The 13,535-nt window shown below is 70.7% G+C and carries 8 protein-coding genes, 2 tRNA genes and 1 pseudogene; 1 reads left to right on the top strand and 10 read right to left on the bottom strand.

Going from position 1 to position 13,535, the window contains the following annotated elements:
• Positions 1–161: 161 nt before the first annotated feature.
• The 9 genes and pseudogenes from ACWD6R_RS23770 to ACWD6R_RS23730 form a co-directional block, all read right to left on the bottom strand.
• Positions 162–1,043: an arylamine N-acetyltransferase family protein gene (locus ACWD6R_RS23770; RefSeq protein WP_451820533.1), complete on the bottom strand. Its 882-nt coding sequence runs from the start codon at positions 1,041–1,043 to the stop codon at positions 162–164.
• A gap of 208 nt (positions 1,044–1,251) precedes the next feature.
• Complete coding sequence (locus tag ACWD6R_RS23765) at positions 1,252–3,804, bottom strand: ComEC/Rec2 family competence protein (RefSeq protein WP_451820532.1); 2,553 nt, start codon at positions 3,802–3,804, stop codon at positions 1,252–1,254.
• Positions 3,801–4,637 carry a helix-hairpin-helix domain-containing protein gene (locus tag ACWD6R_RS23760; protein ID WP_451820531.1) on the bottom strand — a complete coding sequence of 279 codons (837 nt, stop codon included), beginning with the start codon at positions 4,635–4,637 and terminating at the stop codon, positions 3,801–3,803. The genes ACWD6R_RS23765 and ACWD6R_RS23760 overlap by 4 nt, the downstream gene beginning before the upstream one ends.
• Positions 4,638–4,985: 348 nt before the next feature.
• The gene (locus tag ACWD6R_RS23755) at positions 4,986–5,831 is read right to left on the bottom strand and encodes a DegV family protein (protein ID WP_451820530.1); all 846 of its coding nucleotides are present in this window, start codon (positions 5,829–5,831) and stop codon (positions 4,986–4,988) included.
• Between the two features lie 282 nt (positions 5,832–6,113).
• Positions 6,114–6,869, bottom strand: a complete 756-nt coding sequence (locus tag ACWD6R_RS23750; protein ID WP_451820529.1) for a hypothetical protein — start codon at positions 6,867–6,869, stop codon at positions 6,114–6,116.
• A 157-nt stretch (positions 6,870–7,026) separates the two neighbouring features.
• Complete coding sequence (gene leuS, locus ACWD6R_RS23745) at positions 7,027–9,900, bottom strand: leucine--tRNA ligase (protein ID WP_451820528.1); 2,874 nt, start codon at positions 9,898–9,900, stop codon at positions 7,027–7,029.
• 495 nt (positions 9,901–10,395) lie between these two features.
• Positions 10,396–10,468: transfer RNA gene (locus tag ACWD6R_RS23740), tRNA-Ala, on the bottom strand.
• Between the two features lie 126 nt (positions 10,469–10,594).
• Complete coding sequence (locus ACWD6R_RS23735; RefSeq protein ID WP_018487125.1) at positions 10,595–10,828, bottom strand: hypothetical protein; 234 nt, start codon at positions 10,826–10,828, stop codon at positions 10,595–10,597.
• A gap of 202 nt (positions 10,829–11,030) precedes the next feature.
• Positions 11,031–12,037 (bottom strand): annotated as a pseudogene (locus ACWD6R_RS23730) (MFS transporter).
• 740 nt (positions 12,038–12,777) lie between these two features.
• Between ACWD6R_RS23730 and ACWD6R_RS23725 the strand changes: the two are divergent.
• On the top strand, positions 12,778–13,338 hold the full coding sequence (locus tag ACWD6R_RS23725; protein WP_451820527.1) for an MmyB family transcriptional regulator: 561 nt from the start codon (positions 12,778–12,780) through the stop codon (positions 13,336–13,338).
• Between the two features lie 91 nt (positions 13,339–13,429).
• Here the strand turns inward: ACWD6R_RS23725 and ACWD6R_RS23720 are convergent.
• Positions 13,430–13,502 (bottom strand) — tRNA-Ala (locus ACWD6R_RS23720).
• Between the last annotated feature and the right edge of the window lie 33 nt (positions 13,503–13,535).

Raw genomic sequence — 13,535 nt, 5'->3', positions numbered from 1 at the left:
CACCTTGGGGCCGGACGGCTGGACGTCGTTGTCGGAGCAGCGGCCCGCCGACGAGCATGCATTCGATCACTCTTGGGGTGTTCGAGGCAAACGGAGGGACTGGAAGGGGCTTGGGTGGAGGTGCTACCGAAGGTCCGAATTGAACGTTCCGCTTGTGTACATCAGCTGTTGCGTCCGAAAATCTCAACCTGATGGACCGTGGGCAGCCGGTGGAGACGCAGCCCGAAGTGTTCGCGGTAGGCGTCGAGCACCTCGGCGTCCGTGGCGAGCGGTACCTCGCTGCGTTCGCCACGCACCGTCGTGACGAGCGTGCGGCCGCTCAGGGTGACCCTGCCCTCGTCGGTGAGCCGGGAGCAGACCACGGACCGGGTGAAGTGGGAGTCGGGCGAGGTGCGGTGGTACCAGGCGCCTGCCCGGAAGTCCGCAAGAGCGCGGGGCCGCAGATCCAGCCGGAACTGCAGCGCCCCGTCGCGCAGCACATCGAGATCCCCGGCACCGGCACCGGCGCCGACTCCGGCGGCGCTCGCGGCGCTTACCGCGGCGCCGCCGCCGTCCTCGGTGTCGGGCGTCTCCCGGATCCGGAACGTACCGCTCGGATCCTCCTGGTCCGTGCGGTCGTCGAGTGCGAGCGGGTGGCGGGCGTGGTCGCCGAAGCCGACATCGACGAGCCAGGGGCCGGTGCTGTCGTCGGTCTCGACGCGCAGCGCGAGATGGTCGTACGGAATGCTGAGCCGTCCGCCGTCCCCATAGCTGCGGGCCTGGAGGAGGGTGACGCGGAAGCCGAGGGCCCGGAGCAGGGCGGCGAACGTCGCATTGAGTTCGTAGCAGAACCCGCCGCGCCGGGCACCCACCACCTTGTCGAGGAGCGCCTTTTCGTCCAGCACGATGTCTTCGCCGAGATGGATCGACAGGTTCTCGAAGGGCACGGCGGTGAGGTGTCGCAGCTGCAGCTCGCGCAGAGCGGCGGCGTCGGGACGTGCGGGACGGCGGGCGCCGATGCGGTCAAGGTAAGCGTCGACGGTCTGCGGCGATTGCGGGTCCATGGCCGAAGTCTGTCCCGGGGCCCCGCGGTATGCCATGAGCCGGTGGTCCTAGGACCACCGACCGAGGTGCGGGATTGCGCGCTCTGGCCGAAGGCACCTGGCTGATCCGACGACGCCACACCTCTCCAGGCCATCGGGCGGAGGCCGCCGAGACGGGGCACGGTTGCGAGGGACATGGTCGGCCGGCACACCGTCGGCCGGACAGTGGTCATGAGCGCCCGACCGCCCGCAGCCGCGACCCGGCACCCGTCACCGCGATCGCGCCGTCCAGGTCCGTGCGCAGCACCACCGCTCCCCCGGTCCTCAGCGCCTCGAGGGTCCGGGCCGCCGGGTGCCCGTACGGGTTGTCCCTGCCCACACTCACCAGGGCGAGCCGGGGACGCGCGCTGCGCAGCAACGCCGGGTCCTGGTGGGCGGATCCATGATGGGCGACCTTGAGGACGTCTACCCGCGGAAGCGCCGGGTACTGACGCAACAGCCTTTGCTGGGCCGGAGGTTCGAGGTCGCCGAGGAGCAACAGGCTCAGCCCGCCGGTCCGGACGAACAGCGTGACACTGGCATCGTTCGGCTCCTCCGGTACGGGGCCTGCCGTCGCGCCTCCCGCCGGCCACAGGACTCGCCAGTCGAGCGTGCCGATGCGGCGGCGCTCCCCTGCGACCGCCCGCACCAGGGGGACCCGCGCCACGGCGGCTGTTCTGCGTACGAACGCCGCCTGGTCCGGTGGTTCATCCAGACTCGTCGTCTGGATCGCGCCGACCGCTCTGCCCCGCAACACGCCGGGCAGACCCCGGACATGATCGGCATGAAAGTGTGTGAGCAGCAGGAGCGGTACCCGGGTGATGCCCAGGTCACGCAGGCAGCGGTCGGCCGGACGTGGATCGGGCCCGGTGTCGATCACCACGCCCTCGCCGTCCCCCGCCGCAAGCACCATGGCGTCGCCCTGCCCCACATCGCACATCACGAACGCCCAGCCAGGCGGTGGCCATCCCGTCAGCACCCGGGCGAGCGGCACCGGGCGCAGCACCGCGAGAACCAGCAGCAGCGCGGCAGCCGAACAGACCCATGGGTGACGCGCGATACGGCGGGCGGAGAGCGCCGCCAGGGCCGTGAGGGCGGTCAGCAGGAGCGCTCCCCGCCAGCCGTCGGGCCAGTCGATCTCCGCCCCGGGAAAAGCCGCCCCGGTGCGGGCCACGGAGGCGATCCACCCGGCCGGCCAGCCCGCGATCCGGGCGAGCAGCTCGGCCACGGGCATGGCCACCGGTGCCGCGGCGAGCGCGGCGAACCCGAGGACGGTGGCGGGCGCCACCGCGAACTCGGCCAGCAGGTTGCACGGAATCGCCACCAGACTGACCCGCGAGGCGAGCACCACGACGACGGGCGCGCACACCGCCTGCGCCGCGGCGGCCGCACCCAGCGCCTCCGCGAGCCGGGGCGGCACCCGCCTCCGTTGCAGCGCGGCACTCCATCGCGGGGCGACTGTGAGCAGGGCGCCTGTCGCCAGCACGGAGAGGACGAAGCCATAACTGCGCGTCAGCCACGGGTCGTACAGCACGAGCAGCAGAACGGCGGCGGCGAGTGCGGGAATCAGCGAGCGGCGGCGGCCCGTACCGATCGCGAGCAGTGTGATCAGTCCGCACACCGCGGCGCGCAGCACGCTCGGCTCCGGTCGGCAGACGAGGACGAAGGCGAGCGTGAGTCCGCCACCGAGCAGTGCGGTCATCCGCAGCGGGATGCCCAACCGGGCTGCCAGACCACGGCGTTCGACCCGGAGCGCGGCGCCGGGCGGCCCGATGAGCAACACGAGCAGGATCGCCAGGTTGGCACCGGAGACGGCCATCAGGTGCGTGAGGTCGACTGCTTGGAACGCCTCGTGCAGTTCGGGGGTAACCCGGGAGGTGTCGCCGACGACCAGCCCCGGGAGCAGCGCCCGCGCATCGGGATCCAGCCCGTCCGTCGCGCGTCGCAGGCCCGCGCGCAGTCCGCCCGCCGTGCGCTGGAGAAGGGTCGGCGGCCCGGTGACGCGAGGCGGCCCCTTGCCGTCCGGACGCAGGACCGCGGCGTTGCGTTGCCCGCTGTGCAGCGGTGGCGCGAGTCGGCCGCTCACGTGCAGCCTTGTGGACGGCAGCAGCCGCTCCCATCGCGCCGTCGAACCGGAGGCAGACACGATCACCAGCACCGGGGTACGAAGACGGGTGGTGGCACCGTCCGGTGCCGTGAGCCCGGTGATCTCGGCGTCCAGGAGGAGAGCGGCCGGGGTGCTGTGGTCGCCTTGGACCCGGGGGTGGGTCCGGCGTGCGTCGGACGTGACCGTCACCTCCGCCTCGACCTTCTCGAAACGGTCGGCCAGACCGGGAACGGGCCCCTGCCGTGCGTCCGCGCCGTGCAGGCCCGCCGCCGTCGCTCCGGCCGCCGCGCAGAGCAGCACCGCGGCCGCCGCGGTGGCATGGAGCCTGTGCCGGTTCCGTCCAGCGCTGCCCTCACCGCCCTCGCACTCCCGGTGGTCGGCGGGCCGAGCACGCGCTGCGCGGGTCGTCGAGGCCCTGGAGACGCCGAGAAGCACCAGGGCGGCGACGAGGCAGAGCACCGTCCCCGCGACCGTCCAGCGCCACGGCGCACCCACCGCGAGCGCCGCGGCGACCCAGGCCGCGAGGGCCGGCGGGACCAGGCGCAGATCGACCGGGCCCTCCTGTCGCGGGTCGGAGGCGCCAAGCCGTCGGCCCGACGCCGTATGGACGTCCGATGGGACGTGCGGACGGGTCATGGCCGTACCAACGGTTGGAGATCGGCGAACCGGCGGTCGCCGATCCCGTTGACCTCACGGAGTTCGTCGACGGAACGGAAGCCGCCGTGCTGCGTGCGGTAGTCCAGGATGTGCTGGGCAAGGACCGGACCGACGCCGGGCAGGGTGTCCAGCTGTTCCACGGTCGCGCTGTTGAGGCTGACCGGCCCCGTCGCCGGGCCACCACGGCTGCCCGTGCCGGCGCCGCCCGTGGCACCGGAGACGAGTGCGCCAAGTGGCCCGCCGACCACGACCTGTTCCCCGTCCAGCAGCACCCGTGCCCGGTTGAGCCCGGTGATGTCCACGCCCGGCCGGACCCCGCCCGCCGCCCGTAGCGCGTCGGCCACCCGCGCTCCGGACGGCAAGGGGTAGATGCCCGGCCGCCGCACCTTGCCGCTGACGTCGACGACGATCCGCCCGTCCGGTCCCGGGGTGGACGGTGGTCCGGGTGACGGTTCGGGGGTATGGACGGGATCCGTCATCGGGTCCGATGTCGGGGCGTGCGCACGCTCGTTGACAGGATCGGGCGCGCGTACGGACTGGGGCCGTACGGACCGGAAGTGGAGCGCTGCGAAGACTGCGGCAGCGACCAGCACGACGGTGAGCGCGGCAAGGGTTCTCGGCTCCAGACCGCACCTGAGCCGCAACCACATCGGGAGCCGCTCCCGCACCGCGGGCACCATCCGCTCCCACCGCCCCGGCGCAGCCGGAGCCGGCTCGACCACCCGCACCGGCTCGCCGGACGGCGCGGCACTCCCCGGACCAGGAACTGCCGGGACCGGTGCGGGGGCCGTGTCCGGAGTCGGCCCCGTCACCGACCGGTCCGCACGTCCTCCGTACGCCCCCGCCATGAGCGCGTCCGCACGCCGCCTCGAAGCGGCAGCGACCACGGCGGCGCGCCCGCGCGAAGGCCGTCGCCGCCCGGGGCCGGGACCGGGTCCAGGACCGGACCCGGGATCAACACCTTGGCCCGCACCGGGCCTGCGTCGGTCCCGCACGTCCGAGGCCGCAGCGCGGCCGGGTCCACTTCCGCTGCTTGCACGATGTGATCGGGGAGCCATGCCTCACGACGCTAGGCACATGTGCCCGAACCCGCTGAGCAGGCCCGCATCCGGTGGACAACCGACCAGTTGTGGATATCTCGCTCACTCCCAGGAGTGAGATCAACGCGGCGAAACCACTGCTCCCAGCAGACCCGGGCCGGTGTGCGCACCGATCACGGCACCCACCTCGCTGACATGCAGTTCGGCCAGTCCCGGGACTCGCACGCGCAACCTCTCGGCCAGTCGCTCGGCGCGCTCGGGCGCTGCCAAGTGGTGCACGGCGATGTCCACCCGGCCCGTGCCCGCCCGCTCGACGACGATCTCCTCCAGCCGTGCGATCGCCTTCGAGGCCGTCCGCACCTTCTCCAGCAGCTCGATACGGCCGCCGTCCAGCTGCAGCAGCGGCTTCACCGCGAGCGCCGACCCCAGCAGGGCCTGGGCCGCGCCGATGCGTCCACCGCGGCGGAGATAGTCCAGCGTGTCGACGTAGAAGTACGCGGAGGTGCCCGCGGCCCGCTTCTCGGCGGCCGCGACCGCCTCGTCCAGGCTGCCGCCCCCCTCCGCCGTCTCCGCCGCCGCCAGGGCGCAGAATCCCAGGGCCATGGCCACCATCCCGGTGTCCACGACCCGCACCGGCACCGGAGCGTCCTTCGCGGCGAGCAGCGCGGCATCGTACGTACCCGAGAGTTCGGCCGAGAGGTGCAGCGAGACGATGCCGGTTGCGCCCGCCTCGGCCGCCGCCCGGTACACCGCGGCGAAGACCTCGGGGCTGGGCCGGGATGTCGTCACGGGTCGGCGTTTCTGGAGTGCCAGCGCGAGGGAGCGGGCCGAGATCTCGGTGCCCTCCTCCAGCGCCTGATCGCCGAGGACGACGGTCAGGGGCACTGCGGTGATGCCATGCCGCTCCATCGTCTGGGGCGGCAGGTGGGCCGTGGAATCGGTGACGATCGCGACATGGCGGGACATGAGCGGGAGGTTACCTGCCGGGGCGGTGGCTCGGCAGTCCGCCCCTGAGCGAGTGATCACATCCGATCGCTTCAGGGCGCATCCTGCCACCACCAGTCACGTCGGTTCGAGCCTGACCCGACGGCCACACGCCCGTGCACGCCCGGACCTGACCCGACGGCCACACGCCCGTGCACGCCCGGACCTGACCCGACGGCCACACGCGTGCGTACCGTGCCCGGAACCGCCCGCAGCCGCCCATGCGCGCGACCGAAGTCCCCCGGTCGGGTCCGCCCCGCCGCCTCAGTTCTTCGTCTCGGGCCGCGCGGCCTTCTGCCACGGATAGCCCGTCTGCCCCCGAGGATCCCGAGCCGTGAGCGCCTCCGGCCCCTCCTCGCCGACCGGCGCACTCCACGCCCGTCCGTCCCCGCCCTGGCGTGCCCCCGCACCGGCGTCGGCCCGCCCTTCGGCACGGGCGTCCGCCCCCGCCGAAGGCTCCACGGGCTCCTCCACCGTCCAGTGCCGCAGCGCCCCCGCCTCCACGTCGATCTGCGTGTTCAGCGCCGCCAGATCGTCGTCGGCGAACTGCCGTGCCCGGTCGCGCGCGGCCCACCGCAGCGACTCCGCGGAGTGCGTGATCCGCTGCGTGCGCTGCTTCAGCCCGGGCAGCAGCGAGGCGACCGTCGCCCGGTCGGGCTCGCGCTCCAGCCTCTTCAGCTCCTCGTCGAGCTCCCGCCCGTGGACGCTCAGCCGCTGGAACAGCCCCAGCGACTCCGACAGCGAGGCGTCCTCGGCCACTCCTGTCTGCAGCGCCTCCTGCGTGGCCCGCATCGACGTACGCAGCGCGAGCCGGAGCTGCGCCAGCTCACCGGCCACGCCCGGCTGGCCATAGCTCTTCGCCCGCAGCGTGGTGTCCTCGACGGTGCGGCGCGCCTGCGTGATCGTGCGGTCCACGCCGCGCTTCGCCGCGCCGATGACCTTGACGCTCACATAGACGCCCAGGGCCATGAGCGCGACAAAGAGCAGCCCTAGCCCCAGAATCAGGATCACGGCTTCCATGACGCCCCTTGATGTCGGTTCGGCTGCCGAGTACCGGCCCCTCAACCGTAAACGGAACGGGCAGGCCGTGGGTTCCGTCGGAACCCCCAACCTGCCCGTAGGGGAAAGCCCTCACACCGCCGTACGACAACCGGCGGTCAGCCGCAAACCGGGACCGTCACGCGGGGACGATGTTGACCAGCTTCGGCGCCCGCACGATCACCTTGCGGATCCCGGCCCCGTCCAGGGCCGCGACCACCGCCGGGTCGGCCAGGGCCAGCGCCTCCAGATCCTCGTCCGAGATCGACGGGGAGATCTCCAGCCGCGCCTTGACCTTGCCCTTGACCTGCACCACGCAGGTCACGGTCTCGTCCACGACGTACGCCGGATCGGCTACCGGGAAGTCCTGGTGCACGACCGACTCGGTGTGGCCCAGCCGGCGCCACAGCTCCTCGGCGATGTGCGGCGCCAGCGGTGCGACCAGCAGCACCAGCCGCTCGGCGACGGACCGCGACAGCGGGCCGCCCACCTTGGTCAGGTGGTTGTTCAGCTCGGTGACCTTGGCGATGGCGGTGTTGAAGCGCATCCCGGCCATGTCCTGGCCGGCGCCGTCGATGGCCTTGTGCAGCGCGCGCAGCGTGTCCTCGCCGGGCTCGGCGTCCACGACGGTGACCTCACCGGTCTCCTCGTCGACGATGTTGCGCCACAGCCGCTGCAGCAGCCGGTACTGGCCGACGACGGCGCGCGTGTCCCACGGACGCGACACGTCCAGCGGGCCCATCGCCATCTCGTACAGACGCAGCGTGTCCGCCCCGTACTCGGCGCAGATCTCGTCGGGCGTGACGGCGTTCTTCAGGGACTTCCCCATCTTGCCCAGGACGCGGCTGACCTTCTCACCCTGGTGGTAGAACGTGCCGTCGCGCTCCTCGACCTCGGCCGCCGGGACCGCGATGCCGCGGCTGTCCCGGTAGACGAAGGCCTGGATCATGCCCTGGTTGTACAGCTTGTGGAACGGCTCCGCCGACGAGATGTGCCCCAGGTCGTGGAGGACCTTGGACCAGAAGCGGGCGTACAGCAGGTGCAGCACGGCGTGCTCGGCGCCGCCCACGTACAGGTCGACACCACCGGTCGGCTGACCCTCGCGCGGCCCCATCCAGTACTGCTCGATCGCCGGGTCGACCAGCTTCCGGTCGTTGTTCGGGTCCAGGTAGCGCAGCTCGTACCAGCAGGAACCGGCCCAGTTGGGCATGGTGTTGGTCTCGCGGCGGTACTTCTTCGGGCCGTTGCCGTCGCCCAGGTCCAGCGTGACGTTGACCCAGTCGGCGTTCCGGGACAACGGAGTCTCGGGCTGGGTGTCGGCGTCCTCCGGGTCGAAGGTGCGCGGCGAGTAGTCGTCGACCTCCGGCAGCTCCAGCGGCAGCATCGACTCGGGCAGCGGGTGGGCGATGCCGTCCTCGTCGTAGACGAGCGGGAAGGGCTCGCCCCAGTAGCGCTGGCGGCTGAACAGCCAGTCGCGCAGCCGGAAGTTGACGGTCCCCTCGCCCAGGCCCTTCGCCTTCAGCCACTCGGTGATCTTCGCCTTGGCGTCGACGACACCCAGGCCGTCCAGCGAGATCTCGTCGTTGGCGGAGTTGACCAGCTTCGCGTCGTACGAGGCGAACGCGTCGTCCCACGTGGAAGTGTCCGTACCGCGGTCGTCCGACGGCTCGACAACGCAGCGCATCGGCAGCTCGAAGGCGCGCGCGAACGCGAAGTCGCGCGCGTCGTGCGCCGGTACGGCCATGATCGCGCCGGTGCCGTAGCCCATCAGGACGTAGTCGGCGATGAAGACGGGCACCTTCTCGCCGCTGACCGGGTTGGTCGCGTACGCACCGGTGAAGACACCGGTCTTGTCCTTGGCCTCGGCCTGGCGCTCCACATCGGACTTGGCGGCGGCCTGCTTGCGGTACGCGGTGACGGCCTCGGCCGGGGACGCGTGTCCGCCGGTCCACACCGGGTGGGTGCCCTCGGGCCAGGCGGCCGGAATGATTCGCTCCACCAGCTCGTGCTCGGGCGCCAGCACCATGTACGTGGCGCCGAACAGGGTGTCCTGGCGGGTGGTGAAGACAGTGATGTCACCAGCGCCGTCGACGGGGAAGTCGACGCGCGCACCTTCGGAACGCCCGATCCAGTTGCGCTGCTGCAGCTTGATCGCCTCGGGCCAGTCCAGCCCGTCCAGGTCGTTCAGCAACCGGTCGGCGTAGGCGGTGATGCGCATGTTCCACTGGCGCAGCTTGGCCTTGAAGACGGGGAAGTTTCCGCGCTCGGAACGGCCGTCGGCCGTCACCTCTTCATTGGCCAGTACGGTGCCCAGCCCCGGCGACCAGTTGACGGGGGCCTCGGAGGCGTACGCCAGGCGGTACTCGCCCAGGACATCGGCGCGCTCGGCGGCGCTCAGCGCGCTCCAGTCGCGGCCGTCCGGGGTCGGGCGCTCACCGTTCTCGAACTGCGCGACCAGGTCGGCGATCGGCCGGGCCCGGTCCGCCTCGGTGTCGTACCAGGAGTTGAAGATCTGCAGGAAGATCCACTGGGTCCACTTGTAGTACTCCGCCTCGATCGTCGCGAACGAGCGGCGCTTGTCGTGGCCCAGGCCCAGCCGGCGCAGCTGGGACTTCATGTTGACCATGTTGGCCTCGGTGGAGGCGCGCGGATGCGTACCGGTCTGTACGGCGTACTGCTCCGCCGGCAGGCCGAAGGCGTCGAAGCCCAGGGTGTGCAGCACGTTGTGCCCGGTCATGCGCTGGTGGCGGGCGAAGACATCGGTGGCGATGTAGCCCAGCGGGTGACCGACGTGCAGGCCCGCACCGGAGGGGTACGGGAACATGTCCATGATGAACTTCTTCGGCCGGGCGGCCAGCTCCGCGTCGCCCGCCAGATCGCCCGTCGGGTTCGGCGCCTCGTACGTGCCGTGGGCGTCCCAGAAGTCCTGCCAGCGTGCCTCGATGTCGGCGGCCATCGCCGCCGTATAGCGGTGCGGCGCAGCCACGTCGACTGCGGAATTCGTCTCGCTCATGATCCTCAAAGCTCCATCGATCGTCATCTGCCAGCGCTTACGGAAACGAAAAAGCCCCTCGCACAGGAGGGGACGCCGCGCCGATTCCAACCAGGCGTTCACACCGGTCGGGACTGATCAGCGCGGCTCGCTAAGCAGAAGGCGTACGGCACGCATGGCGTCAGGATACCGCACGGGCCCGGAGCGCAGCCGGGCGATTCCGCTCCGTGGACGACGGCTGACGGCCGGAGCGCCGGCGAGGCGGCGGCGGAACACGCACCGGGCCACGGCGGAACGTCCGGGAAGCGGGGGTTACTCCGCGTAACGCCCCCTATCGGGGCAACCGCTCAAACCCCGCACTGGCCGGTATGGAGCGACTTAGCATGCGGCAACGGGAGCGCTTTGCCGAACCATTCGGAGTCGCCCCAATGAACCCTCATCGCAAGATCCGCTTGACCTGCACAGACAGAAAGCGGGCCATCCGATTCGGATGACCCGCTTCCTGTTACTTCCCTGTGGAGCTAAGGAGAATTGAACTCCTGACCTCCTGCATGCCATGCAGGCGCTCTACCAACTGAGCTATAGCCCCGTGCTGCGTTCCGCCCGGTCTCCCTGGCGACATCGAGAACATTACACGGTCACCCCGGCCCACCACCAAATCGATTCCCACAGGAGCCGAATTGCCCCAATTCGGGAAGGTTGTGCAACCGGATGCTCAGGCGGTCGCGAAGGAGTAGAAGCGCTTCAGGGTGCAGTGCTCCTCCAACAGCCGTCCGTAGATCGGCTCCCCCTCCAGCTCCCGATACGTCTCGATCGGGTCGCCTTTTATGATCAGCGCCCGCGCACACTCCTCGCACCAGTACTGGTACTCGGCATTGATCGGATCCATGTCCCGGACAATGGGCGTACCGCTGCCGCACCAGTCGCACTTCCGCCTGTGTGCACCCATGGGTCAGCTCCGGCCGTGGCCGCGGGCCGTGCACATGCGGGAGGTTCCGCCGTTCTCTTCGGGAACTTCGGGAACGTCAGGAACTCCGGGAACAAGGGGCAGGTCCGCGACCTCGTGGCGGCTCGCAGGCATCGCGCGCTCCCTCCCGTTCGGTCCGTCGCCCCCTCCGGCGGTCCGATTCTGCCATGACCCCGCAAGGGGGTCAGCCCTGCTGAGAATCGCCCCGCTGCCGACGCCCTACGAGACCGACCGACACGCCCACGATCGCGGCCGCCGACAGCGCGAGGGCGCACACCCACAGCGCATGGCCGAACCCGTGCGCCCCTGGTGTATCAAGGCGGTTGAGATACAGCGTGCCGAACGTCGCGACACCGATGAGCTGACCCAGCTGGGTGACGGTCACCAGCACACCACTCGCATCGGCGGCGTCCTCGGGCCGTACGTTGGCCAGCGCGCGGGTGAGGAGGGGACTGAATGCCAGCGACATGCCCATCCCCATGACGACCAAAGCCGCATACAGCATGAATCCACCGTCCCCGCCGTCGCGCATCACCAGCCCGGCCCCCGCCGAGGCGACGGCCACCAGGACGAACCCGCCCGGAACCAGCCCCCTTTGGAGACCCGCCGACCACCGGCGCCAGGTCAGCCCGACCGCGCCGAAGACCACCGCGGTCGGTGCGAACATCAGCCCGGCACGCAGCGCCGAGTAACCGAGACCGCCCTGGACGTGCAGCGTCATCGCAAAGAGGAAGCCCGCGTTGATCGCCATCACCAGCAGAATCCGCAGCGCCGCCGACGCGATTCCGGGAATACGCAGCACCCTGAGGGCGATCAGGGGTGCGCCGCCGCCCGCGGCCAGCCGTTTCTCCGGATGCGCGCCGCACCGGTGAAGTGCCGCTGGATCAGGCTGAGCACCTGCGGAATCATCACCGCCGCACCCATCCCCTGGATCAGCCGGAAGGCGATCAACTATCCGGCGTCCGCGGCCAGTCCGCAGGCGAGTGAGGCGGCGGTGAAGACCGTGAGCCCGGCCAGATGGGCACGACCGTGGCCGAGCAGCCCCCCGAGCCTGGCGCCGGTGATCAGCAGAACGGCGTACGTAATGGTGTAGCCGGCCACGGCGAGCTGTAACCCGGCGCCGGAGGCGCCGAGTTCAGTGCGGATCGTCGGGGCGGCGACATTGACGATGAAGGTGTCGAGCAGGGCCATGAACTGGGCGGCCAGGACCAGGGCGAGCAGCCGGCCGGGACGTCCGTCCGTGACGCCGTTGTCAGTGGTGCCGTCTTTACTGGGTACGGAACGCGGAGTTGCCTCGGATGCCGATGCCATGACCCGAAGCGTGCCGCCGACCTCATACGGTTAACGAGAGCCCGCCGATGCTGGTACTGGCAGCACCTGGCAACTCCGCCGCGGGGCACCGACCATGGGGGTTGGTAACTGCTTGCCGGTGAGTGGCGCACGAGGACGGTTTAACTCGATCGTGTGATGGTCGGCTCGTGGGCTTGTGGTGGTCTGGGCTGATCGGGGTAACGTGATCAGCGCGATCTGGGACGCCGGGCGCGGCGCCAGCGTGCGGGGCCCCTGCTCCACCAGCGAGATGGTTCAGGGCCTCCCCGTCGCCTCTGGCCGCGTCCATATGGCCAGGTCGTGAGGGACTCTGCCCTTCCGGCTCGGACCACGGACAGGATCCGTGTCGCCGCCCGGTTACGAAAGCGGACGACCAGTGCGCCCAAAACCGTTCGGGGCGTGCCAGTGCGCAGGGCTCACTCCTGCTCACTGCTCAGGAACGGTGTGACGACGGTGACGACACAGCACAACACGCAGAACACGCAGGACCACGAGCGAAATCCGGCCCCGAACCGGCCAGCCCGGCGGCGACATCGGTCGCACCGTCGGCGGTCGGAGCTCGCCGCCTTCCTGCGCAGTCGCCGAGCTATCAGCTGGCGGAGGTGGCGTACGCGCCGGGCAGGCAGGCCGACACGATCGAGGTCGGCCCGGAGATCCAGGGCATCATCGACGCCCTCGACCCGCATCCCGCGGCCGTCTACAACGCGAGGTACGACGTCCTCGCCACCAATGCCGCCTACCTCGACCTGTTCAACGTGCCCGCGCTGACGGAGTCGGGGGCACGGAACGTGCTGTGGGGGCTGTTCACGGTGCCTGAGGAGGACTGCCCGGTCGTGCACCGGACCCAGGAGTTGCCGATCATGGTGGCGACGCTGCGCGGGGCCTACGGGCGCCATACCGGCAAGCTGGCCTGGGAGTCATTGGTGGAGCGGCTCTCCGCGGCTGGCCCGTACTTCGCCGAGCTCTGGCGGAGCGGGGATGTCGCCCCGCCGGGTCCGCGGGTGAAGACGTTCCGTCACTGGGCAGCGGAGCGCGAGATACGGATGACGTCGGTGTCACTGTCCATCAACGGGCTTCCGGAGTGCCGGATCGTGGCGTACACACCCGCTGACGAGGAGAGCACGGAGCAGGTCGCGGCGCTGCGCCGCCGCCGCCAAGGGTGAGTGGCCGCACGCGTGCAGGAACACAGCCGGATCCAGGAATACCTGGGGAACGCAAAGATCCCGCCCCCTTCCGGGGACGGGATCCTGATTGTGGAGCTAAGGAGAATTGAACTCCTGACCTCCTGCATGCCATGCAGGCGCTCTACCAACTGAGCTATAGCCCCGCTGTTCGCTGTGTTTCCCTGCGTTTCCGCGCT

It is taken from the genome of Streptomyces sp. NPDC005151 (assembly GCF_053599875.1).
This window is presented reverse-complemented; position numbering and strand designations above follow the sequence as displayed.

Excerpts from the sequence above, each read along its gene's own strand:
- ACWD6R_RS23770 (WP_451820533.1), bottom strand. The coding sequence starts at position 1,043 with ATGGACCCGCAATCGCCGCAGACCGTCGACGCTTACCTTGACCGCATC.
- ACWD6R_RS23765 (WP_451820532.1), bottom strand. The coding sequence starts at position 3,804 with ATGACCCGTCCGCACGTCCCATCGGACGTCCATACGGCGTCGGGCCGA.
- ACWD6R_RS23755 (WP_451820530.1), bottom strand. The coding sequence starts at position 5,831 with ATGTCCCGCCATGTCGCGATCGTCACCGATTCCACGGCCCACCTGCCG.
- ACWD6R_RS23750 (WP_451820529.1), bottom strand. The coding sequence starts at position 6,869 with ATGGAAGCCGTGATCCTGATTCTGGGGCTAGGGCTGCTCTTTGTCGCG.
- leuS (WP_451820528.1), bottom strand. The coding sequence starts at position 9,900 with ATGAGCGAGACGAATTCCGCAGTCGACGTGGCTGCGCCGCACCGCTAT.
- ACWD6R_RS23735 (WP_018487125.1), bottom strand. The coding sequence starts at position 10,828 with ATGGGTGCACACAGGCGGAAGTGCGACTGGTGCGGCAGCGGTACGCCC.